This window comes from Paraburkholderia sp. BR14374 (genome assembly GCF_040948685.1).
Lineage (GTDB): Bacteria > Pseudomonadota > Gammaproteobacteria > Burkholderiales > Burkholderiaceae > Paraburkholderia > Paraburkholderia youngii.
The window spans coordinates 278,395-299,752 of record NZ_JBFPKF010000002.1 but is presented as its reverse complement, the minus strand read 5'-3'; the positions used below and the strand labels follow the sequence as shown (position 1 = coordinate 299,752).

General features: G+C 64.2%; 22 protein-coding genes. 18 read left to right on the top strand and 4 right to left on the bottom strand.

Going from position 1 to position 21,358, the window contains the following annotated elements:
• The first annotated feature begins 108 nt into the window (after positions 1 to 108).
• Together eno and ftsB are read left to right on the top strand one after the other, a co-directional pair.
• Positions 109 to 1,392 (top strand): phosphopyruvate hydratase, encoded by a 1,284-nt coding sequence (eno, locus tag AB3X86_RS05295; RefSeq protein WP_368595166.1) that lies wholly within the window; start codon positions 109 to 111, stop codon positions 1,390 to 1,392.
• Positions 1,393 to 1,505: 113 nt separating this feature from the next.
• Positions 1,506 to 1,943 carry a cell division protein FtsB gene (gene ftsB, locus AB3X86_RS05290; RefSeq protein WP_368595165.1) on the top strand — a complete coding sequence of 146 codons (438 nt, stop codon included), beginning with the start codon at positions 1,506 to 1,508 and terminating at the stop codon, positions 1,941 to 1,943.
• Positions 1,944 to 2,039: 96 nt separating this feature from the next.
• Here ftsB and AB3X86_RS05285 read toward each other — a convergent pair whose 3' ends face one another.
• From AB3X86_RS05285 to AB3X86_RS05275, 3 genes are all read right to left on the bottom strand, one after another.
• Positions 2,040 to 2,402 carry a hypothetical protein gene (locus AB3X86_RS05285; protein WP_368595164.1) on the bottom strand — a complete coding sequence of 121 codons (363 nt, stop codon included), beginning with the start codon at positions 2,400 to 2,402 and terminating at the stop codon, positions 2,040 to 2,042.
• Positions 2,403 to 2,607: 205 nt separating this feature from the next.
• The gene (hslO, locus tag AB3X86_RS05280) at positions 2,608 to 3,558 is read right to left on the bottom strand and encodes an Hsp33 family molecular chaperone HslO (protein WP_176108210.1); all 951 of its coding nucleotides are present in this window, start codon (positions 3,556 to 3,558) and stop codon (positions 2,608 to 2,610) included.
• A 63-nt stretch (positions 3,559 to 3,621) separates the two neighbouring features.
• Positions 3,622 to 4,146: a gamma carbonic anhydrase family protein gene (locus tag AB3X86_RS05275; RefSeq protein ID WP_176125657.1), complete on the bottom strand. Its 525-nt coding sequence runs from the start codon at positions 4,144 to 4,146 to the stop codon at positions 3,622 to 3,624.
• A 273-nt stretch (positions 4,147 to 4,419) separates the two neighbouring features.
• Between AB3X86_RS05275 and AB3X86_RS05270 the strand changes: the two genes are divergently transcribed.
• The 10 genes from AB3X86_RS05270 (at position 4,420) to AB3X86_RS05225 (ending at position 13,599) form a co-directional block, all read left to right on the top strand.
• Positions 4,420 to 5,322, top strand: a complete 903-nt coding sequence (locus AB3X86_RS05270; RefSeq protein ID WP_368595163.1) for a ferritin-like domain-containing protein — start codon at positions 4,420 to 4,422, stop codon at positions 5,320 to 5,322.
• Positions 5,323 to 5,394: 72 nt separating this feature from the next.
• Positions 5,395 to 6,279: an alpha/beta fold hydrolase gene (locus AB3X86_RS05265; RefSeq protein ID WP_368595162.1), complete on the top strand. Its 885-nt coding sequence runs from the start codon at positions 5,395 to 5,397 to the stop codon at positions 6,277 to 6,279.
• Between the two features lie 176 nt (positions 6,280 to 6,455).
• A complete protein-coding gene (locus AB3X86_RS05260; protein ID WP_368595161.1) occupies positions 6,456 to 7,286 on the top strand; it encodes a 3',5'-nucleoside bisphosphate phosphatase in 831 nt (276 codons plus the stop codon).
• 113 nt (positions 7,287 to 7,399) lie between these two features.
• A complete protein-coding gene (locus tag AB3X86_RS05255; RefSeq protein WP_018435435.1) occupies positions 7,400 to 8,035 on the top strand; it encodes an L-threonylcarbamoyladenylate synthase in 636 nt (211 codons plus the stop codon).
• A gap of 56 nt (positions 8,036 to 8,091) precedes the next feature.
• Positions 8,092 to 8,754, top strand: coding sequence for a site-2 protease family protein (locus AB3X86_RS05250; protein WP_176108214.1), 663 nt, complete (start codon positions 8,092 to 8,094; stop codon positions 8,752 to 8,754).
• 6 nt (positions 8,755 to 8,760) lie between these two features.
• A complete protein-coding gene (locus AB3X86_RS05245) occupies positions 8,761 to 9,963 on the top strand; it encodes a tryptophan--tRNA ligase (RefSeq protein WP_176108215.1) in 1,203 nt (400 codons plus the stop codon).
• A 28-nt stretch (positions 9,964 to 9,991) separates the two neighbouring features.
• Complete coding sequence (locus AB3X86_RS05240) at positions 9,992 to 10,594, top strand: bifunctional 2-polyprenyl-6-hydroxyphenol methylase/3-demethylubiquinol 3-O-methyltransferase UbiG (protein ID WP_184226659.1); 603 nt, start codon at positions 9,992 to 9,994, stop codon at positions 10,592 to 10,594.
• A gap of 43 nt (positions 10,595 to 10,637) precedes the next feature.
• Positions 10,638 to 11,555 carry a 4-hydroxy-tetrahydrodipicolinate synthase gene (gene dapA / locus AB3X86_RS05235; protein WP_176379951.1) on the top strand — a complete coding sequence of 306 codons (918 nt, stop codon included), beginning with the start codon at positions 10,638 to 10,640 and terminating at the stop codon, positions 11,553 to 11,555.
• Between the two features lie 123 nt (positions 11,556 to 11,678).
• Positions 11,679 to 12,818 carry an outer membrane protein assembly factor BamC gene (bamC, locus tag AB3X86_RS05230; protein ID WP_176125664.1) on the top strand — a complete coding sequence of 380 codons (1,140 nt, stop codon included), beginning with the start codon at positions 11,679 to 11,681 and terminating at the stop codon, positions 12,816 to 12,818.
• A gap of 7 nt (positions 12,819 to 12,825) precedes the next feature.
• Positions 12,826 to 13,599, top strand: coding sequence for an MBL fold metallo-hydrolase (locus AB3X86_RS05225; RefSeq protein WP_368595160.1), 774 nt, complete (start codon positions 12,826 to 12,828; stop codon positions 13,597 to 13,599).
• 145 nt (positions 13,600 to 13,744) lie between these two features.
• On the opposite strand, the gene AB3X86_RS05220 is transcribed toward AB3X86_RS05225, so the two are convergent.
• Positions 13,745 to 14,443, bottom strand: a complete 699-nt coding sequence (locus tag AB3X86_RS05220) for a Bax inhibitor-1/YccA family protein (RefSeq protein WP_018417558.1) — start codon at positions 14,441 to 14,443, stop codon at positions 13,745 to 13,747.
• A 269-nt stretch (positions 14,444 to 14,712) separates the two neighbouring features.
• On the opposite strand from AB3X86_RS05220, the gene ndk reads away from it, so the two are divergent.
• The 6 genes from ndk to AB3X86_RS05190 all read left to right on the top strand — a co-directional run bounded on the left by ndk (position 14,713) and on the right by AB3X86_RS05190 (position 21,316).
• Complete coding sequence (gene ndk, locus AB3X86_RS05215) at positions 14,713 to 15,138, top strand: nucleoside-diphosphate kinase (protein WP_368595159.1); 426 nt, start codon at positions 14,713 to 14,715, stop codon at positions 15,136 to 15,138.
• A 219-nt stretch (positions 15,139 to 15,357) separates the two neighbouring features.
• A complete protein-coding gene (rlmN, locus tag AB3X86_RS05210) occupies positions 15,358 to 16,509 on the top strand; it encodes a 23S rRNA (adenine(2503)-C(2))-methyltransferase RlmN (protein ID WP_368595158.1) in 1,152 nt (383 codons plus the stop codon).
• Positions 16,510 to 16,722: 213 nt separating this feature from the next.
• On the top strand, positions 16,723 to 17,856 hold the full coding sequence (locus AB3X86_RS05205; RefSeq protein WP_368595157.1) for a helix-turn-helix domain-containing protein: 1,134 nt from the start codon (positions 16,723 to 16,725) through the stop codon (positions 17,854 to 17,856).
• A gap of 85 nt (positions 17,857 to 17,941) precedes the next feature.
• Positions 17,942 to 19,258 (top strand): flavodoxin-dependent (E)-4-hydroxy-3-methylbut-2-enyl-diphosphate synthase, encoded by a 1,317-nt coding sequence (gene ispG / locus AB3X86_RS05200; protein ID WP_176108222.1) that lies wholly within the window; start codon positions 17,942 to 17,944, stop codon positions 19,256 to 19,258.
• Positions 19,259 to 19,279: 21 nt separating this feature from the next.
• Positions 19,280 to 20,620 (top strand): histidine--tRNA ligase, encoded by a 1,341-nt coding sequence (gene hisS / locus AB3X86_RS05195; protein ID WP_368595156.1) that lies wholly within the window; start codon positions 19,280 to 19,282, stop codon positions 20,618 to 20,620.
• Between the two features lie 66 nt (positions 20,621 to 20,686).
• Complete coding sequence (locus AB3X86_RS05190; protein ID WP_176379946.1) at positions 20,687 to 21,316, top strand: tetratricopeptide repeat protein; 630 nt, start codon at positions 20,687 to 20,689, stop codon at positions 21,314 to 21,316.
• The last annotated feature ends 42 nt before the right edge of the window (positions 21,317 to 21,358 follow it).

The window sequence follows — 21,358 nt, the reverse complement described above, 5'->3', positions numbered from 1 at the left end:
GGCGGGCGCTTTGCATGGGACCGGAGTAGGCGCTAAAGCACCAACTCCTGATCGACAGCGCGATACAGTGTCAGAGTAAAGAATTCAACGTCATCCTTTGAGGAAACCATGAGTGCTATCGTAGACATCATCGGTCGAGAGATTCTCGATTCGCGAGGCAACCCCACCGTCGAATGCGACGTGCTGCTCGAGTCGGGCACGATGGGCCGCGCAGCCGTGCCGTCGGGCGCGTCGACCGGCTCGCGCGAAGCGATCGAACTGCGCGACGGCGAAGCCGGCCGCTACGGCGGCAAGGGCGTGCTGAAGGCCGTCGAGCACATCAACACGGAAATCTCCGAAGCGATCATGGGTCTCGACGCTTCCGAGCAGGCATTCCTCGACAAGACGCTGCTCGAGCTCGACGGCACCGACAACAAGTCGCGCCTAGGCGCGAACGCGATGCTGGCCGTGTCGATGGCCGTCGCGAAGGCCGCCGCTGAAGAAGCCGGCCTGCCGCTGTACCGCTATTTCGGCGGTTCGGGCGCGATGCAACTGCCGGTGCCGATGATGAACATCGTCAACGGCGGCGCGCACGCGAACAACAGCCTGGACATCCAGGAATTCATGATCGTGCCGGTCAGCCAGCCGAGCTTCCGCGAAGCGCTGCGCTGCGGCGCCGAAGTGTTCCACGCGCTGAAGAAGATCCTGTCGGATCGCGGCATGAGCACGGCAGTCGGCGACGAAGGCGGCTTCGCGCCGAATTTCGGCAGCAACGAGGAATGCCTGTCCACCATTTTGCAAGCCATCGAGAAAGCGGGCTATCGCGCCGGTGAAGACGTGCTGCTCGCACTCGACTGCGCAGCCAGCGAGTTCTACCACGACGGCAAGTACCAGCTCGCGGGCGAAGGCCTGCAGCTGTCGTCGACGGAATTCGCGGATTACCTCGCGAACCTGGCGGACAAGTTCCCGATCGTGTCGATCGAAGACGGCATGCACGAAGGCGACTGGGAAGGCTGGAAGATCCTGACCGACAAGCTCGGCGACAAGATCCAGCTGGTCGGCGACGACCTGTTCGTCACGAACACGCGCATCCTGAAGGAAGGCATCGAGAAGGGCATCGCGAACTCGATCCTGATCAAGATCAACCAGATCGGCACGCTGACGGAAACCTTCGCGGCGATCGAAATGGCCAAGCGCGCGGGCTACACGGCCGTGATTTCGCACCGCTCGGGCGAAACCGAAGACTCGACGATCGCGGACATCGCCGTCGGTCTGAACGCCGGCCAGATCAAGACCGGTTCGCTGTCGCGTTCGGATCGCATCTCGAAGTACAACCAGCTGCTGCGTATCGAGGAAGATCTCGGCGATATCGCGAGCTACCCTGGCAAGTCGGCGTTCTACAATCTGCGCTAAGCGTTTTCGCCAGATTGTTCACGCCGATCGATGAGCAGGTTATCCTTCGTTTCTGATTGACCTCGCCGCCCTGCGTATAGCGCAGGGCGGCGCGTATTTATCGTGCTTACTTCATGCGGCTTGTCACTGCTGTCCTGATCGTTCTGCTGGCATTGATCCAGTACCCGCTCTGGTGGGGGCACGGCGGCTGGCTGCGCGTGCATGAGTTGCAAGGCCAGCTCGCGCGACAACTGCAGAAAAATGCCGACGCCAAGCTGCGCAACGAGCGCATCCAGGGCGAAGTGCAGGATCTGCAGAACGGCACCGCCGCGGTCGAAGAGCGGGCGCGCTACGAAATGGGCATGGTCAAGGACGGCGAAGTGTTCGTGCAGTTCGTGTCGCCGAACCAGCCGCTGCCGTTGGCGAACACGCCGGCGGCGGATACTTCGACGCGCGGCGAAGTGTCCGCCGCGCCGCTGCACGTGGTGCCGAATCCGGAGTCGCGCGCGAAACAGGATCGCAAGCATGGCGGGAAGGCGGCGGCTGCGAAGGAGAAGAAGCCGGCGCACTGAGGTTAGATATCTCGCAGCGGCTTCGCCACGAATGGCGAAAAAAAGCGCGGTTCACTTTGAACCGCGCTTTTTGTTTTTGGGCTGCCGTATTCGCTGCTACCAACCCCAATACGGCCCGAACCCGACGCCGACCCCAGTTCCCCAGCCACGTCCCCAGCCGCCGCTCGAGAAGCCCAAGGAAAACCTCACGGGCGGTGAGCGCGAGTAATAGCGGGACCAGGCTTGCGCGGCGGCGTCCGTGACGATCGCCTGATTCTGTTCGAACATGACCTGTTGCTCGATCGCGTCATAGCGCGCGCGTTCCTCCGGTGTCAGCGTCTGTGTATGGCTGATGGCCTCCGCCTGATCGGGCGGCAGACGGCTCAGAATCGGCGCGGGGCCCGGCGGATCGATCGAGCAGGCGGCCAGCGCCGCGCAGCCCGTGAGGACGGCCAGGATCAACGAAAGCGTATGCTTCATGGTCGAATCTCCATCGGTCCGAGGTCCGTGGCTCGAGCAGGCGTCTTCCAACACGTGGTGACGCATCCTTCCAATGTATCAACGCCGCGCTCAAATGCAACGCGCCGCCCGAGCCGTGGCGAGGCATGGGGCGGCGCGGTCAGGACTTCCGTCGTAATGCGCGATCAGTTCGCGGGCGCGCACTCCGCTTCAGCGAAAGCGCACTTTAGTGCCGCTGCGCGGCCGCCGGCGTCACGCCTTGTGAGAGTCCGCCGGCGACGAAAAGTTGCGCGACGTCGACCGGGTCGAACTCGTAGCGCTGGTTGCAAAATTCGCAGTGAATCTCGACGTGGCCGCGTTCCTCGATCACGCCGTCGACTTCATCGCGGCCGAGCATCTTCAGCATCGCGCCGACTTTTTCGCGCGAGCACGTGCATTCGAAGCGCGCGGTGACAGGCTCGAAATGCTGGACGTTTTCCTGCCAGAACAGGCGCCGGAACACCGTCTCCGGTTCTTCCTTCAGCAACTCGTCCTGTGACAGCGTGCCGCCGAGCGTGCACACGCGCTCCCACGTATCCGCGTCGAGCGCGCCCGGGTGCGGGACGATGCCGCCGTCGCCCGGCAGCTTCTGCAGCAGCATGCCGACCGCGCGCTCGGTGTTCGCCGCGAGCCACATGCGCGTGTCGAGCTGCTCGGAGTGATGCATGTAGTGCTCGAGCACTTCGGCGATCGACTTCAGCGGTCCGTTCGCGCCCGACAGCGGCACGATACTCTGATACGGCTGCTGGCCGGGCTGCTTGTCGGTCGGGTCGAGCGTGATCACGCAGCGGCCGTGGCCGCTCGCGTTCACCAGATCGATCAGCGAGGTCGTGTCGTCGATCGTATGGGCGGCTTCGCCGGACAGCTTCGCGGTGGCGCGCATCGTCAGGTTAGAGCTGCACTGCACGACCAGCATCTTGATCGGGCCATCGCCGAAAATTTGCATGACGAGCGTGCCGTCGAACTTCAGGTTCGCCGACAGCAGCGCGCACGCGGCCATCATTTCGCCCAGAATCGTTCGCACGGGCGCCGGATAATCGCGGCGCGTCAGCACGTCCTGCCAGGTATTGCGCAGGGAAACGATCTCGCCGCGCACCGGCGCCGCGCTGAACATGAATTTTTGCAACTGGTCGCTCACAACTTTTCCTCGCTGGAATGACGCGGCGTGATGCCGCGCCTTTGCGCGCCGCGCGCCGGCCGTTTAGCCGATGCGTACGAGCTGCGCCTTGAAATACTCGCGACGCCCGGCATAACTTGCCGCGGCGCGCTGCAGGTTGGCGATATCCGCTTCCGTCAGTTCGCGCACCGCCTTCGCGGGCGCGCCGAGGATCAGCGTATTGTCGGGAAACACCTTGCCCTCGGTGACGATGGCGCCCGCTCCGACCAGACAGTTGCGGCCGATCACCGCGCCATTCAAGACCACCGCCTGAATTCCGATCAGCGCGCCTTCCTTGATCGTGCAGCCATGCAGCATCGCCTGATGGCCGATCGTCACGTTCGACTCGACCGTCAGCGGATAGCCCGGGTCGGTGTGCAGCACCGCGTTTTCCTGCACGTTGCTGCCGGCGCCGATCTTGATCGGCTCGTTGTCGCCGCGCAGCGTCGCGCCGAACCACACGCTCGCGTTCTCCTCGAGCGTCACGTTGCCGATGATGTTCGCGGAATCCGCGACGAACACGCTTTCATGAATGATCGGGGCGGCTTCGCCCAGCTTGTAAATCGTCACAATGTCTCCTTATCGGTCGGAGCCAGGCCTTGGGGCGGCTCCGATCCCGTGCACGATGGGTGTCTGATCGATTGCCTCGCATCGGCTGGGCGGCGTGCGCCCCGGCGCAGTGCGAGTTTGGCGGTTCTGCGTGGCCAACTTACGGGCGTGCCCGAAAGCGCGCCGGATGGTCGAATCGGGTATTGTAAACGGTTGTGTGCTTGAGCCGCTCGGCCGCTCGCGTGCGGGCCGGGCGCCGTCGGCTTCACCGCTTCCATCGCCTATCCGTTCGTCATGACGTCCGTCCCTTCGCTCGTTTCCGTCGCTTTCCCCGCATCGCATTCTCACGACGAGCCGCTGTGCGCGCGCCGCGCCGCGCTCGCCGCGTTGCGCGAGCGGGAACCGGCCGCGAAGGTCGCGGCGACCCGCGAACTGTACGCTGCGGTACTCGATGGCCGCGCGCTCTGTGACGCCGGCCTCGATCTCCCCGAGCCCGCTGGCCTGCCGGGCCGCCCCGAACGGCCGGAACTGGTCGAACCCCGCCAGCTCGGCCGACGCAGCATGCAGTCGCCGCAGGGGCGCGCGGTGCTGCTCCACGCGCTTGCGCACATCGAGTTCAACGCGATCAATCTGGCGCTCGACGCCGTCTGGCGCTTCTCCGGCATGCCCGCCGAGTTCTATGCCGACTGGCTCAAGGTCGCCGCCGAAGAGGCATATCACTACTCGCTGCTCGCCGCGCGTCTCGCCGAATACGGCCACGCATACGGCGATTTCCCGGCGCACGGCGGCCTGTGGGACATGTGCGAGCGCACTCGCGGCGACGTGCTCGCGCGCATGGCGCTCGTGCCGCGGACGCTCGAAGCGCGCGGCCTCGACGCGTCGCCGCCGATCCGCGCACGGCTGCAGCAGGCCGGCGATCACGCGTCGGCGGCGATTCTCGACGTGATCCTGCGCGATGAAATCGGCCACGTGCTGATCGGCAACCGCTGGTTTCGTCAACTGTGCGATGGGGACGGCCTCGATCCGCACCACACGTATCTGCGTCTGGCCGACCAGTATCACGCGCCGAAACTGCGTGGCCCGTTCAATTTCGAAGCGCGCCGCGACGCCGGTTTCGACGACGCCGAACTCGCCGCGCTCGCACGCGAGGACACGCTGCAAGCCACACGGGCTGCGGACGACCGGGCGTCGCCCTGATAATCCATTACCACCTCTCGCGGCGCCCACCCTATAATCGAACGACCATTCTTTTTTGCGAGTGCGCCGTTGATGAATACCTCCCGCTCTGAATTCGTTAGCGCACATGGCGTCCGGCTGCACGTGCGGCGCTGGGGCCGTCCCGACGCGCCGATACTGTTCATGCTGCACGGCTGGATGGATGTCGGCGCGTCGTTCCAGTTTGTCGTCGATGCGCTCGGCGGCCACTGGCAGGTGATCGCGCCGGACCTGCGCGGCTTCGGTCTGTCCGGCTGGCCGGTTGCCGAGCGCGGCGGCGGCAGCTACTGGGTGCAAGACTATCTCGGCGATCTCGACGCGTTGATCGACCACTACGCGCCGGACGGCGAGGTGAACCTGGTCGGTCACAGCCTGGGTGCGAACGTCGTGTGCCTGTACGCCGGCGTGCGGCCGCAGCGGGTGCGGCGGGTGGTCGATCTGGAGGGCTTCGGGCTCGCGCCTTCGTATCCGGCGCAGGCGCCGAAACGACTGCTGAACTGGCTCGACGAATTGCGCGATCCGCCGCAGTTGAAGCGCTACGCGTCGCTCGACGAGGTCGCCGCGCGCCTGATCAAAACCAATCCGCGCCTCGATCCGCGGCGCGCGCAGTTCCTCGCGCAGCACTGGTCGAAGCCGGATGACGAAGGGCGCTTCATGCTGCTGGCCGACCCGGCGCACAAGGTCCGCGGCCCCACCTTGTATCGCCTCGACGAGGTGATGGCGGTGTGGCGCAAGGTCAGCGCGAAGGTGCTGCACGTCGAGGCCGCCGGCTCGCCGACGCTCGCGCGAATCGCCGGCGACGTGCCGCTCGACGAATTCAAGGCGCGTTTCCACGCGTTTGCCGATTGGCGCGAGAAGATCATCGACGGCGCGGGGCACATGGTGCATCACGACCAGCCGGAGCAGGTCGCCGCGTTGATCGAGGGTTTCTGCGCCTGACGCCGTGCCTGAAGCTACGGTCGAAAGGGCGCTCGCGGGTCGCCCGGACGTTGGTCTCGGCTCTGCCCCGTCCTGACCTTCCGGCACGCGGGCAAGTGCAACCGGCGTCGCCAGATACCCCTGCGGACCCTTACTGCATTGCAGTAAAATGACCGCAGAACCCTTCCAGGACCACGATGAACGCCGATCTTCACTGCCACTCCACCGTTTCCGACGGCCAGTTCGCGCCGACCGACGTCGCGCGCCGCGCGCACGCGAACGGCGTGACGCTGTGGGCGCTCACCGATCACGACGAACTGGGCGGCCAGCAAGAGGCGCGCACCGCGGCCGAGGCGCTCGGCATGAACTACCTGAGCGGCGTCGAGATTTCGGTTACGTGGGCGGGGCGCACGGTGCACATCGTCGGGCTCGGCATCGATCCGTCCAACCATGTCCTGATCGACGGTCTTGCCCGCACCCGCGACGGCCGCGCCGCGCGCGCCGAGGCAATCGGCGAGCAACTGGCCACGCTCGGCATTCCAGACGCGTACGAGGGCGCGCTGCACTACGTATCGAATCCCGACATGATGTCGCGCACGCATTTCGCGCGCTTCATGGTCGAGCACGGCCACTGCGCAAACACCCAGGAAGTGTTCGACCGCTATCTCGGCGACGGTAAGCCGGGTTATGTCGCGCACCGCTGGGCCAAGCTCGCCGACGCGCTCGGCTGGATCCAGGCCGCCGGCGGCGTCGCGATCGTCGCGCATCCGGGGCGCTACGCCTATTCGCAACTCGAATTCGACGCATTCTTTGGCGAATTCATCGACCTCGGCGGCAAGGCGATCGAGGTCGTGACCGGCAGCCACACGCCCGACCAATACCGCGAATATGCGGATGTCGCGCGTCGCTATGGCTTCGAGGCCTCGCGCGGTTCGGACTTCCATGCGCCAGGCGAAGGCCGCATCGAACTCGGCACACTGCCGCCGCTACCCGCCGATCTGAAGCCCGTCTGGGAACGCTGGCTGTGACCGCGCGCCGTGCCGGAACGGCACGTTTCGCGCGCGGGCCGGCTGGCTGCGGCACGCGCTCTGCTCGCCGCAGCACATCCGCCGCAGTTCGTCTGCCGCCATCGTGAGTCTCCATGTCCCAATACTTTCGGCTCCATCCCGACAATCCGCAGCCGCGCCTCGTCAAGCAGGCCGCGCAGATCATCAACGACGGCGGCGTGGTCGCCTTGCCCACCGATTCGACCTACGCGCTCGCCTGCCGTCTCGACGACAAGGATGCGGTCGAACGCCTGCGGCGTATTCGCGGACTCGACGAAAAGCAGCTGCTGTCGCTGCTCGTGCGCGATCTGTCGGAGCTCGCCAATTTTGCGATGGTGGACAACTGGCAGTATCGGCTGCTGAAATCGGTGACACCGGGTCCGTACGTGTTCGTGCTGCAGGCCACCAAGGAAGTGCCGCGACGCGTATCGCATCCGTCGCGCAAGACGATCGGTCTGCGCGTGCCGGATCACGCTATCACGCTCGCGATTCTCGAGGAGCTCGGCCAGCCGCTGCTCGGCACGACGCTGATCATGCCCGGCGAAACCGAGCCGCTGAACGACCCCGAGGAAATCCGAGCGCGGCTCGAAAAGCAGCTCGATCTGGTGATCGACGGCGGCGCGTGCGTGTGCGAGCCGTCCACCGTGATCGATCTGACCGGCTCGGAGCCGGTGCTGGTGCGGGCAGGGCGCGGCCCGCTCGAGCCGTTCGGCCTCGAGGAAACGGCGTGAGCGGCCCGAGCGAAAGCGGACAGACACGCGCGAGCGCATTGTTACAATAGCGAGTTATGGATTCTTCCCTGATACAGACAATTGCGGTGTACGCGCTGCCGGTGATCTTCGCGATCACGCTGCACGAGGCCGCGCACGGCTACGTCGCGCGCTGGCTCGGCGACAACACCGCGTACGTGCTCGGCCGCGTGTCGCTTAACCCGATGCGGCATATCGATCCGCTCGGCACGATCGCGATTCCGTTGCTGCTGTACTTCGCGACGAGCGGCGCGTTCATGTTCGGCTATGCGAAGCCGGTGCCGGTCGCGTTCGGCAATCTGCGCAATCCGCGCTGGGGCAGCCTTTGGGTCGCGGCAGCCGGGCCGGTATGCAATTTTGTCCAGGCGCTGCTGTGGGGCGTGCTTGGCATCGTGCTGGCGGTGCTCAATGTCAACGAACCGTTTTTTACGCGTATGGCGGGCGCGGGCGTCGGCGTCAATCTCGTGCTCGGTGTGCTGAACCTGTTTCCGCTGCCGCCGCTAGATGGCGGACGCGTGGTGATGGCCCTGTTGCCGCCGAAGCAATCGATCGCGTTGTCGCGGCTCGAACCGTACGGCTTTTTCATCGTGATGGCGCTCGTGATGACGGGTACGCTCACGCGTTTCTGGTTGAGGCCACTCGTTACGCTCGGCTATAGCGCGATCACCGCAATTCTGACTCCTCTTGTCTCGCTTTTCTAAATAACCATGTTCCCAGACCGTATCTTCTCCGGCATGCGGCCCACCGGGTCGCTGCACCTCGGCCACTATCACGGCGTGCTGAAAAACTGGGTGCGGCTGCAGTCCGAGTACCCGTGCTTTTTCTGCGTGGTCGACTGGCACGCGCTGACGACTCACTACGAAACGCCAGAAGTGATCGAAAAGAACGTGTGGGACGTGCTGATCGACTGGCTCGCTTCCGGCATCGATCCGGCGCAGGCGACGCTGTTCATCCAGAGCAGGGTGCCCGAGCATGCCGAACTGGCGCTGCTGCTCGGCATGAGCACGCCGCTCGGCTGGCTCGAACGCGTGCCGACCTACAAGGAGCAGATGGAAAAGCTGAAGGACAAGGATTTGTCCACCTACGGCTTCCTCGGCTACCCGGTGTTGATGGCGGCGGACATTCTGCTGTATCGCGGCTCGCTCGTGCCGGTCGGTGAAGACCAGGTGCCACACGTGGAGATGACGCGCGAAATCGCTCGTCGTTTCAACTACCTGTACGGCCGCGAGCCGGGCTTCGAGGAAAAAGCGAACGAAGCTGCGAAGAAGCTCGGCGGCAAGCGCTCGAAGCTGTATCACGAGCTGCGCAATGCGTATCAGCAGGAAGGCAACGACGAAGCGCTCGAACGCGCGCGGGCGATGCTGCAGGAATCGCAAAGTCTGTCGATGAGCGATCGCGAGCGCCTGTTCGGCTATCTCGAAGGTTCGCGCAAGATCATCCTCGTCGAGCCGCAGGCGATGCTGACCGAGGCGTCGCGCATGCCGGGTCTCGACGGCCAGAAGATGTCGAAGTCGTACGGCAACACGATCGGCTTGCGCGAAGACGCGGAAACGATCACGAAGAAGGTCCGCACGATGCCGACCGACCCCGCTCGCGTGCGCCGCACCGATCCGGGCGATCCGGACAAGTGCCCGGTGTGGCAGCTGCATCAGGTCTACACCGACGAAGCGACCCACGAGTGGGTGCAGAAGGGCTGCCGCTCGGCGGGCATCGGTTGCCTCGATTGCAAGCAGCCGGTCGTCGAAGGGATTCTGCGCGAGCAGCAGCCGATGCTGGAGCGTGCGCAGAAGTACATGGACGACCCGTCGCTGTTGCGCGCGATCGTCGCCGATGGCTGCGACAAGGCACGCCGCTTCGCGACCGAGACGATGCGCGACGTCCGCGAGGCGATGGGGCTTTCGTACAACTGATGCGCACTCGAGGCGCCGCCCCGCAGCGATGAGCACGCCGGCTACCCCTGGCTTGCATGGCCTCGGTGAACCGTCGCGCTGGGTTCGTCACTGGGCGCACCTGATCGCGCCGGGCGGGGCGGTGCTCGACGTGGCATCGGGGGCCGGGCGGCACGCGCGCTTTTTTGCGTCGCTCGGCCATCCGGTCACCGCGATCGATCGCGATGCCGCTGCCCTCGACCTGCTGCGCGACGCACCGCTCGTCAGCCCTGTCGTGGCCGATCTCGAAAGCGCGCCGTGGCCATTACCGGACGATGCGGTGTTCGCCGCCGTCGTGGTCACCAATTACCTGCACCGACCACTTTTTCCGCAGTTGCTGCGCGCGCTCGCGCCCGGCGGCGTAATGGTTTACGAGACCTTTGCGCAAGGAAACGAAAGCGTCGGCAAACCCTCCAATCCGGCGTTTTTGCTCGCGCCTGGCGAGTTGCTCGAGATCGTGCGGGGCCAATTGCGGGTGATCGCATTTCAGGACGGATTTCTCGCCGAGCCGCGTCCGGCATACGTTCAGCGCATCTGCGCGGTTCGGGAAGCGGCACGTGCGGATGATCCCGCACGAGCAACAGTTCCACCTTGTTACGAGTTGGCTGGCTAATCCGCTACAATCGCGGTTTACCTGATCATATTCATGGCGTTTCATGACTAACGGCAACCACAGCGGTCACCAGGACGGCGTTCAGATCCGCGGCAGCATTCCTGCCATCATCACTCCGATGCTCGAAGACGGCAGCCTTGATCTGCCGGCGTTTCGCAAACTGATCGACTGGCACATCGAGGAAGGCACGAATGCGCTCGTCGTGGTCGGCACGAGCGGCGAGTCGGCCACGCTGTCGGTCGAAGAGCACGTGCTGATGGTCAAGACCGCGGTCGACCACACCGCTGGACGCATTCCTGTCATCGCGGGCGCGGGCGCCAACTCCACCGCCGAGGCGATCGAACTCACGCAGCACGCGAAAGACGTCGGCGCGAATGCCACGCTGCAGGTTGTGCCGTACTACAACAAGCCGACCCAGGAAGGCATCTACCGCCATTTCGCGAAGATCGCCGAAAGCGTCGATCTGCCGGTGATCCTGTACAACGTGCCGGGCCGCACAGTCGCCGACATGAGCAACGAGACCATCCTGCGCTGCGCGCAGGTGCCGGGGATCGTCGGCGTGAAGGAGGCCACGGGCAACATCGACCGCGCTGCGCATCTGATCAAGTCGGCGCCGGCAAACTTCAGCATCTATAGCGGCGACGATCCCACTGCGATCGCGCTGATGCTGCTCGGCGGTCACGGCAATATTTCGGTCACCGCGAACGTCGCGCCGCGCGCAATGAGCGAGTTGTGCAAGGCCGCGCTCGCCGCGGACGCGAAGACCGCGCGCGAGATTCATCTGAAACTCCTGTCGCTGCACAAGTACCTGTTTGCCGAAGCGAATCCGATTCCGGCGAAGTGGGCGCTGCAGCAACTGGGGCGTGTGCAGGGCGGCATCCGCCTGCCGCTCACGCCGCTCGACGCGCAATACCACGAAGTGGTGCGCGGCGCGCTGCGCGAAGCGGGCCTGCTCGGCTGAACGGCCCGCCCGTCCAGCCGCCCACGCCAGACCGCCACCGGCATTTCATCAACCGACGTCGCTTCAGCCCACGTTCCCGGCAGACCGAACGAGGCATCGCGTTCCAGCATCACGAAGGACCTCATGAAACGTTCCGCACTTTCCCTCCACGCAACCCGCATGGCGGCGCTGGCGCTTGCCCTGTCGACGCTCGCCGGCTGTGACACGCTGAACGACTGGTTCGCTTCCGACCGCGTCAACTACAAGGCGACCTCGAGCGCACCGCCGCTTGCCGTGCCGAGCGACCTGAGCACGTCGCCGAATGACCAGCGCTATGTGGCGCCGCCCGCCAATCTGGCGCTCGGTGGCACGCCGACGCGCGCTGTCACGGCCGCCGGCAACGCGACCGAAGGTCAGCCGACCGCACAGGATCCGCTCGGCATGCATATCGAGCGCGACGGCGACCGTCGCTGGCTGGTGGTGGACGGCCGGTCCCCGGAACAGCTGTGGCCGCAACTGCAGGAGTTCTGGCAGGAGAACGGCTTCGTGCTGAAGACCGACGCGCCGGCCACCGGCATCATGACGACCGACTGGGCGGAGAACCGCGCGAACATTCCGGACGACTGGTTCCGCCGCACGATCGGCAAGGTGATCGACTTCGCCTATTCGTCGGGCACCCGCGACAGTTTCCGCACCCTCGTATCGCGCGGTTCGGACAGCGCGACCGATATCTCGATCACGCATAGCGCGATGGAAGAGGTGATGACCGGGCAGGACAAGACATCTTCGCGCTGGGAAGAGCGTCCGCGTGACCCGGCGCTCGAGGCGCTGTTCCTCGCCAAGCTGATGCAGAAGTTCGGCCTGACCGAAGCGCAGTCGAAGCAGCTGCTGACCGACGCGCGCCCAGCCAGCGCGCCGACCACCATCGAGCAGAACGCGGGCGCATCGACGCTCGATCTGCAAGAGTCGTTCGACCGCGCCTGGCTGCGTGTGGGCCTCGCGCTCGATCGCACCAACTTCACGGTCGACAACCGCGATCGCGAGAAGGGCATCTACTACGTACGCTACGCGGATTCGATGCAGGAGCTGAAGAAGGAAGGCCTGTTCGGCAAACTCTTCTACAGCGGCAATTCGACGCGCAAGCCGGGCCAGGAATTCCTCGTCAACGTGCGCGCGAAGGGCGACGCGGTGACGCAGGTTGCGGTCGTCGACGCGAACGGGCAGATCGATACGTCGTCGGACGCGCAGCGCATCGTGTCGCTGCTGCACGCGCAACTGAATTAGGCGGGTCGTGCGCTTCGCAAGTCTCGGCAGCGGCAGTGAAGGCAACGCGCTGCTGGTGGAAGCGCACAGCGGCGCGAGTACCACGCGCGTGCTGCTCGACTGCGGGTTTTCCGGGCGCGAAGTCGAGCGGCGTCTCGCGCGGCTCGGCGCGAGCGCCGAGCATCTCGACGCGATCCTGATTACACACGAACATAGCGACCACATCGGCAGCGCATTGACGCTGGCGCGCAAGTGGTCGATTCCGCTGTACATGAGCTGGGGCACCGCGCGCGCGGTGGGCGCCGACGAAGCCGATCTCGACCTGCAGGTGCTGTGGGGCGACGAGGCGGTAGCAATCGGCGAGCTCAGCGTTCTCCCTTATACCGTTCCGCACGACGCTCGCGAACCGTTGCAATACGTGTTCTCGAACGGCGCGCGCCGGCTCGGCGTGCTCACCGACGTTGGCACGTCCACCCCGCATATCAGCGCGGTGCTGAGTGGTTGTGACGCACTCGTGCTCGAATGCAATCACGACGTGCAGATGCTCGCGGGCAGTCGTTATCCGCCGTCGCTGAAGGCGCGTATCGGCGGCAATCACGGGCATCTGAACAACGACGCGGCGGCTGAAATCCTGGCGTCGCTCGACCGCTCGCGTTTGCGGCATCTGGTCGCCGCGCATCTGAGCCAGCAGAACAATCTGCCGGAACTCGCGCAGGCGGCGCTGGCGGGCGTGGTTGGCGCGGCTCCAACCGAGGTGGTGGTTGCGTCGCAGAGCGAAGGTTTCGGGTGGTTGACTCTGTGACTGCGGTGCGGGGCTGGCTTCCGGTTGCGCCGCGCAGCATGTGTCAGCTGATCAGGTAGTAAAAAAAGCCCATAACGAACAATCGTTATGGGCTTTTGCTATGAGCGTCGAGGCGGCGCAGGGCACGCCTCGCGACCGGCCAAGCTTAATTGCGGTTGCCGCCGAAAATGCCGAGCAGCGCAAGCAGGTTCACGAACACGTTATACAGATCCAGGTAGATCGCTAGCGTCGCAGTGATGTAGTTCGTCTCACCGCCGTTCACGACGCGCTGCACGTCGAACATGATGTAGGCGGAAAAGATCACGATTGCCATGACCGAAACCGTCAGCATCAGTGCCGGCAGTTGCAGGAACACGTTCGCGACCGAAGCCAGCAGGATCACGATCACGCCCATGAAGAGCCATTTGCCGAGGCCCGAGAAGTCGCGTTTGCTGACCGTGGCGATGGTCGCCATGGCCGCGAAGATCACACCAGTGCCACCAAACGCGAGCATGATCAGCGACGGGCCGTTCGAGAAGCCGAGCACGAACGCGAGAATGCGCGACAGCATCAGCCCCATGAAGAACGTGAAGCCGAGCAGTACGAATACGCCGACGGCGCTGTCCTTGGTGCGCTGAATCGCGAACATGAAGCCGAACGCGATCGCGAAGAACGCCAGCATGCTCATGGCGGGACTGGTGGCGGCAAACAGCGAGAAGCCGGTGGCAAGACCGACCCAGGCGCCGAGCACCGTTGGGATCATCGACAACGCGAGCAGCCAGTAGGTATTCCGCAGCACGCGGTTGCGTGTTTCGACTGTACTGACCGCGCCGTTGCGGCCAAACATATATGGATGTTCGTTCATGGTCTCTCCTTACCTCGGAAGCGTGTTTCGTGATGGTGATACGGAAATTTGCGAAGCGCCGGCAGGCGCACCGTTCATCCGTAAGATTAGCGCGGCGGCACGGAGTTTCAATACCCTCCAGTCACCCCTATGGCCTACGCTACCAGTATTTTGCACCCGTTGCTTCGATCCTTTCGGTGCTGTAAGGGTTCAATCGCAATGATACACGAGAACATGCTACAATAGCGGATTCATTTTTATCCGTAACCTCTTAATTTTTTGGAGTTTTTATGGCGATCGAGCGCACCCTGTCGATTATCAAGCCGGACGCAGTGGCCAAAAACGTGATCGGCCAGATCTATACCCGTTTCGAAAACGCTGGCCTGAAGATCGTGGCATCGCGCATGGTTCAACTGTCGCGTGCTGACGCCGAGAAGTTCTACGCTGTGCACGCAGCACGTCCGTTCTTCAAGGACCTCGTCGAATTCATGATCTCGGGTCCGGTGGTTGTGCAGGCGCTGGAAGGCGAAAATGCGATCCTGAAGCACCGTGACCTGATGGGTGCGACGGACCCGAAGAAGGCAGAAAAGGGCACGATCCGTGCTGACTTCGCTGACAGCATCGACGCCAACGCGGTGCACGGTTCGGACGGGCCGGAAACGGCTGCGGTCGAAATCGCTTTCTTCTTCCCCCAAGTCAACGTCTACTCGCGTTGAGCGCCTCGCGCTGAGGTCGGGCAGTGACCTCAGCCGCGTATCGCAAGCCGTCTTTCGCGTGGCGCGTTTCGTGCGGTCGAATTGTTTTATCGCATGGATCGCGCGCGGTGCACGGCAAAAGTAGTAAGGTAAAAGCAGCAGGAAATGGGCGCGAACGGCACGGCGTTCATGCAGCTTGTTGCATGAACGTAGTCTCGCACTGAAATGGCAGGATTCGATATGACGAGCAGTCCCTCCGTCAACCTTCTCGACCTCGACGCCCAAGGGCTCGTCGCGTATTGCGACAGCCTGGGCGAGAAACCGTTTCGCGCCAAGCAATTGCAGCGCTGGATTCACCAATACAACGCTGCCGACTTCGACGGCATGACCGATCTCGCGAAGTCCTTGCGCGAAAAGCTCAAAGGGCGCGCCACGATCACAATGCCTGGCGTCGTCAGCGATCATATTTCGTCGGACGGCGCACGCAAGTGGCTGATCGATGTCGGTAATGGCAACGCTGTTGAAACCGTGTACATCCCCGAAGAAACGCGCGGAACGCTATGTGTGTCGTCGCAGGCGGGGTGTGCGGTCAACTGCCGATTCTGCTCGACCGGCAAGCAGGGATTCTCCCGCAATCTCACCACCGGCGAAATCATCGGCCAGTTGCGCATGGCCGAGTTTGCGCTGCGCGCGTCGCGTGGCGATGCCGGCGGCCGCGCGGTGGGCGGCGACGGCAAGGGCGAGCGCGTCGTCACAAACGTCGTGATGATGGGGATGGGCGAGCCGCTGCTCAATTACGACGCGGTCGTGCCGGCCATGCGTCTGATGCTCGACGACAATGCGTACGGCCTGTCGCGCCGGCGCGTCACGTTGTCCACTTCGGGCGTCGTGCCGATGATGGACCGGCTTGGCGCGGACTTGCCCGTGGCGCTCGCGGTGTCGCTGCATGCGTCGAACGACGCGCTGCGCGACGTGCTGGTGCCGCTCAACAAAAAGTATCCGCTGCGCGAACTGATGGCGGCGTGCGAGCGCTACCTGAAAGTGGCGCCGCGCGATTTCATTACGTTCGAATATTGCATGCTCGATGGCGTGAACGACAGTGAGGCGCACGCACGCGAGCTGCTCGCCGTCACGCGCAGCGTGCCGTGCAAGTTCAATCTGATTCCGTTCAATCCGTTTCCCGAATCGGGCCTCATCCGCTCGAAACCGGAACAGATCAAGCGGTTTGCGCAGGTGTTGATCGACGCAGGCGTCGTCACCACTGTGCGCAAAACCCGCGGCGACGATATCGATGCTGCCTGCGGTCAGCTGGCCGGCGCGGTGAAAGACCGCACGCGTCTTGCGGAGCGCACCGGGAAGGCGGCGAAGGTGATCGAGGTTCGCGCCGTGTAATCGCGTGGGGCAGCAGGGCGTCGGCGTTCGGCGGAAAGCACTGCGAACGCAAAAATGCTCTGATGCCACCGGCGGTTGAAAAGAAAGTTTGCAGAATCGATCGGGAGCGGCACACAAAGCCGCACATTTTGTTATAAACGGTCTGCGATTTGGACGTGAGGCTCGAGCCCGTCCAGTTGCACGATTAAAAGAATCGACGCGAAAGGATTTGGGATGAGTGAGCCGCAGCACCCGCAGCCGCACGAGACAGACACGAACGATGGCCATCCGGCACCCGTTGCAAGGGCGGTGGTCCAGCCGGTCGTGCAGCCGGCCCTCGATTCGTTGGCAGCGGTTGGCGCGCGCTTGACCCAGTTGCGCGAGTCGAAAGGCTGGGCGATCGAGGACGTGTCGGCGCGGCTGAAGGTGTCGGTCGTCAAGCTGAGCGCGCTCGAATCGGGCGACATTAGCCATCTGCCGGACACGACATTCGCCCTTGGCGTCGTGCGCAGCTACGCGAAAATGCTCGGCGCCGATCCGGCGCCTTTCACGGCGGCGCTTCGTCGCGAGAGAGGAGTGCCGGCGCCGAATCTGTCGATGCCCGCGTCATCCGGCAAAGATCTGCCCCGCGGCAAGGTTTCGCTGTCGCTCGGCGATAGCGGACACAAGAGCCGTTCGTGGCTCTGGGGCATTGCGGCGATCGTCGTCGCGGTCATCGCGCTCGGCATGTGGCGCACCAACGGCGGCGATTCATCCGCGTGGCTCGCGCGGCTGAAGGCCAGCGCAAATGGTTCGACGAGCAGCGACACGGCGGCGTCGGGCCCGGTCGCGCAAGGCCCGGCGACGGAAGGCGCATCGGCGCCGGACGCGGCGGTCACGGCGGACAACGCGGGGAGCGCGGATAATTCGGCGTCTGCGTCGGCAACGCCGATGCCCGCACCGCTTGCCACCGGCACCGCGCCGGGCTCGGCCCCGGCCGCGAATACAGCGGCAACGCCGGCGCCGACGGCAGCGGCAGCGAAGGCCGGCTCGCAGGCGCAGGCACAGGCCGCCATGGAGAGCCCAAGTGCACCGGTGGTCGTGGCGAACGCGTCGGCACCGGCGGTTGCGCCAGCGCCCGGCGAGTCGGTCGTCGCGCTGCGCGTGACGCAGGACAGCTGGTTCAGCGTGCGTGACAAAAACGGCAAGGAACTGTTCTCAGGCCTCGTGCATGCTGGCGATCCGAAGGAAGTGACGGGCGCCGGCCCGTTCAAGGTGACGGTCGGCAACAAGGCGGGTCTCGAGTCGGTGACGCTCGACGGCCAGCCGGTCGATCCGTCGAAATATGCGGCAGCCAAGGGCAATGTGGCGCGGTTTGCGCTGCCTTGACAGATACGGTACGCGCCGCGGCCAACCGGTCCGCGGCGCTTTTTCAATTGAGGCGCTGCGTTTTTGCATAGCGCGTGCGGCGTAAATGGGTTTTTCGATGCAAACCGAAGCTCAATCCCAATCCTGTAGCAAGATCGTTTCAGACGAGCCGGTATTCGGCGGCCCCGCGATGCGGCGCAAATCGCATGCGGTCAACGTCCGCTGGGGCGGCCAGCTCGTGACCATCGGCGGCGATGCGCCGGTGCGCGTGCAGTCGATGACCAACACCGACACCGCCGACGCCATCGGCACCGCTATCCAGATCAAGGAGCTGGCGCAAGCCGGTTCGGAACTGGTGCGTATCACCGTGAATACGCCGGAAGCGGCGGCGGCCGTGCCGGCTATCCGCGAGCAACTCGACCGCATGGGCGTGATGGTGCCGCTCGTCGGCGACTTCCATTACAACGGCCATCTGCTGCTGCGCGACTATCCGGGCTGTGCGGAATCGCTGTCGAAATACCGGATCAATCCGGGCAACGTCGGGCACGGCGCGAAGCGCGACACGCAATTCGCGCAGATGATCGAGGCGGCGGTCAAATACGACAAACCGGTGCGCATCGGCGTGAACTGGGGCAGCCTCGACCAGGACCTGCTAGCCAAGATGATGGACGAAAACGGCTCGCGCGCTACTCCTTGGGAAGCGCAAAGCGTGATGTACGAAGCGCTGATCCAGTCCGCGATCGGCTCGGCGGAACGCGCGGTCGAACTCGGCCTCGGGCGCGACCAGATCATCCTGTCGTGCAAGGTCAGCGGCGTGCAGGATCTGATCGCGGTGTACCGCGAACTCGCGCGCCGTTGCGATTTCGCGCTGCATCTGGGCCTGACCGAAGCAGGCATGGGCTCGAAGGGCATCGTCGCGTCGACCGCGGCGCTGTCGGTTTTGCTGCAGCAGGGCATCGGCGACACGATCCGTATCTCGCTGACTCCGGAACCGGGCGCGTCGCGCACCGGCGAAGTAATCGTCGGTCAGGAAATCCTGCAGACAATGGGCCTGCGCTCGTTCACGCCGATGGTGATCGCTTGCCCGGGCTGCGGCCGCACCACGAGCACGCTGTTCCAGGAACTGGCGTCGCAGATCCAGACCTATCTGCGTCAGCAGATGCCGGTGTGGCGTGACCAGTATCCCGGCGTCGAGCAGATGCACGTCGCGGTGATGGGCTGCATCGTCAATGGTCCGGGCGAGTCGAAGCAGGCGAATATCGGCATCAGCCTGCCGGGCTCGGGCGAGAATCCGGCCGCGCCGGTGTTCATCGATGGCGAGAAAGTGAAGACGCTGCGCGGCGAAAACATCGCGCAAGAATTCCAGCAAATCGTGAGCGACTACGTCGAGCGCCGCTATGGCCGCGCCGAAGCGCTCAACTAAATACCGGCAATCGAAACACAGATGACTGAACAGAAGAAAAAGCTCGAGAAGCTTTCCGGCGTGAAGGGCATGAACGACATCCTTCCGCAGGAAGCCGGGCTCTGGGAATTTTTCGAAACCACCGTCAAGTCGATGCTGCGTTCGTATGGATATCAGAATATCCGCACGCCGATCGTCGAGCATACGCAGCTGTTCACGCGCGGTATCGGCGAGGTGACCGACATCGTCGAAAAAGAGATGTACAGCTTCACCGACGCATTGAACGGCGAAAACCTGACGATGCGCCCGGAAAACACGGCGGCGGTGGTGCGCGCGTCGATCGAGCACAACATGCTGTACGACGGCCCGAAGCGCCTGTGGTACATCGGGCCGATGTTCCGTCACGAGCGTCCGCAGCGCGGCCGTTATCGCCAGTTCCATCAGGTCGGTGTCGAGGCGCTCGGCTTCGCGGGTCCGGATGCGGACGCGGAAATCATCATGATGTGCCAGCGTCTGTGGGACGACCTCGGCTTGACCGGCATCAAGCTCGAAATCAACTCGCTGGGCCTCGCTGAAGAGCGAGCCGCGCATCGTGTCGAACTGATCGCATACCTCGAGAAGCACATGGACGTGCTCGACGAAGACGCGAAGCGCCGTCTCTATACGAACCCGCTGCGCGTGCTCGATACGAAGAATCCCGCGCTGCAGGAAATCGCGCAAAACGCGCCCAAGCTGGTCGACTTTCTCGGCGAAGAATCGCGCGCGCACTTCGAAGGTCTGCAGCGTCTTCTGAAGGCGAACAATCTTCCGTTCACGATCAATCCGCGTCTCGTGCGCGGTCTCGATTACTACAATCTGACTGTGTTCGAGTGGGTGACCGACAAGCTCGGCGCGCAAGGCACGGTCGCAGCGGGCGGCCGCTACGATCCTCTGATCGAGCAGCTCGGTGGCAAGCCGACCGCTGCGTGCGGCTGGGCGATGGGCATCGAGCGGATTCTCGAGCTGCTGAAGGAAGAGCAGCTCGTGCCGGAAGACGAAGGTTGCGACGTGTACGTGGTCCATCAGGGCGACGCCGCGCGCGAGCAGGCTTTCATCATCGCCGAGCGTCTGCGCGATACCGGTCTCGACGTGATCCTGCATTGCAGCGCGGACGGTCAGTCGGCAAGCTTCAAGTCGCAGATGAAGCGCGCTGATGCAAGCGGCGCCGCGTTTGCGGTCGTGCTCGGCGAGGACGAGATCGCCAATGGCACGGTCGGCGTGAAACCGCTGCGCGATACCCAGGCCCGTGGCGGTAAGAACGAGCAACAGAACGTGCCCGCCGAAGACTTGACCGAATATCTAATCAATGCGATGGTTGCATCCGCCGAAGACGGCGACGACTGATCGCGATGTCGTCGAGCCGGCTGGCTCGACACGCACACATAGCAAGAATGAGGAAATCGCCGGGCAATGAGTTACCACGACGAACAAGAATCGATTGAAAGTCTGAAGGCATGGTGGCAGCAGTGGGGCAATGCGACCACGTGGATCGTGCTGGTGGTGTTGTTGGCAGGCGCGAGCTGGAATGGCTGGAATTTCTGGCAGCGTCGCCAGGCCGCGGAAGCCGCGGTGCTGTATGACCAGGTTCAACAAGCCACGGCATCGGGCGACAAGGCGCAGATCGCGCGCGTCGCCGCCGACATGGAAGACAAGTTCGGCCGCACCGCCTACGCTCAGATGACTGCGCTCGGCGCCGCCAAGGCGCTCTACACCGCTGGCGACGAAGCCGGCGCGAAGGCGCAGCTGCAATGGGCGATCGATCACGCGAAAGACGACGAGTTCAAGCAGATCGCGAAGCTGCGCATGGCATCGCTGCTGCTCGACGACAAGGCGTACGACCAGGGGCTCGCGCTTCTGGCGGAGCCGCAATCCGATGCCTTCAAGGGCGTCGTGGCGGACCGCCGCGGCGACCTGCTCGCCGCCCAAGGCAAGCGCGACGACGCGCGCGCGGCCTACAAGCTCGCGCTCGACTCGCTGTCGAAGAGCGACAGTTCGGCGCGCCAGCTGATCCAGTTCAAGCTGGATGCGCTTGGCGGCTGAGCGTCCCGCGCGGCGCGCCGCGAGCCACGACCGCAAGACGGT

Excerpts from the sequence above, each read along its gene's own strand:
- eno (WP_368595166.1), top strand. The coding sequence starts at position 109 with ATGAGTGCTATCGTAGACATCATCGGTCGAGAGATTCTCGATTCGCGA.
- AB3X86_RS05260 (WP_368595161.1), top strand. The coding sequence starts at position 6,456 with ATGAACGCCGATCTTCACTGCCACTCCACCGTTTCCGACGGCCAGTTC.
- bamC (WP_176125664.1), top strand. The coding sequence starts at position 11,679 with ATGAAACGTTCCGCACTTTCCCTCCACGCAACCCGCATGGCGGCGCTG.
- ndk (WP_368595159.1), top strand. The coding sequence starts at position 14,713 with ATGGCGATCGAGCGCACCCTGTCGATTATCAAGCCGGACGCAGTGGCC.
- AB3X86_RS05205 (WP_368595157.1), top strand. The coding sequence starts at position 16,723 with ATGAGTGAGCCGCAGCACCCGCAGCCGCACGAGACAGACACGAACGAT.
- AB3X86_RS05255 (WP_018435435.1), top strand. The coding sequence starts at position 7,400 with ATGTCCCAATACTTTCGGCTCCATCCCGACAATCCGCAGCCGCGCCTC.
- AB3X86_RS05270 (WP_368595163.1), top strand. The coding sequence starts at position 4,420 with ATGACGTCCGTCCCTTCGCTCGTTTCCGTCGCTTTCCCCGCATCGCAT.
- AB3X86_RS05265 (WP_368595162.1), top strand. The coding sequence starts at position 5,395 with ATGAATACCTCCCGCTCTGAATTCGTTAGCGCACATGGCGTCCGGCTG.
- hisS (WP_368595156.1), top strand. The coding sequence starts at position 19,280 with ATGACTGAACAGAAGAAAAAGCTCGAGAAGCTTTCCGGCGTGAAGGGC.
- AB3X86_RS05190 (WP_176379946.1), top strand. The coding sequence starts at position 20,687 with ATGAGTTACCACGACGAACAAGAATCGATTGAAAGTCTGAAGGCATGG.
- ftsB (WP_368595165.1), top strand. The coding sequence starts at position 1,506 with ATGCGGCTTGTCACTGCTGTCCTGATCGTTCTGCTGGCATTGATCCAG.
- ispG (WP_176108222.1), top strand. The coding sequence starts at position 17,942 with ATGGGTTTTTCGATGCAAACCGAAGCTCAATCCCAATCCTGTAGCAAG.
- AB3X86_RS05245 (WP_176108215.1), top strand. The coding sequence starts at position 8,761 with ATGTTCCCAGACCGTATCTTCTCCGGCATGCGGCCCACCGGGTCGCTG.
- AB3X86_RS05285 (WP_368595164.1), bottom strand. The coding sequence starts at position 2,402 with ATGAAGCATACGCTTTCGTTGATCCTGGCCGTCCTCACGGGCTGCGCG.
- AB3X86_RS05220 (WP_018417558.1), bottom strand. The coding sequence starts at position 14,443 with ATGAACGAACATCCATATATGTTTGGCCGCAACGGCGCGGTCAGTACA.
- rlmN (WP_368595158.1), top strand. The coding sequence starts at position 15,358 with ATGACGAGCAGTCCCTCCGTCAACCTTCTCGACCTCGACGCCCAAGGG.
- AB3X86_RS05240 (WP_184226659.1), top strand. The coding sequence starts at position 9,992 with ATGAGCACGCCGGCTACCCCTGGCTTGCATGGCCTCGGTGAACCGTCG.
- AB3X86_RS05250 (WP_176108214.1), top strand. The coding sequence starts at position 8,092 with ATGGATTCTTCCCTGATACAGACAATTGCGGTGTACGCGCTGCCGGTG.
- dapA (WP_176379951.1), top strand. The coding sequence starts at position 10,638 with ATGACTAACGGCAACCACAGCGGTCACCAGGACGGCGTTCAGATCCGC.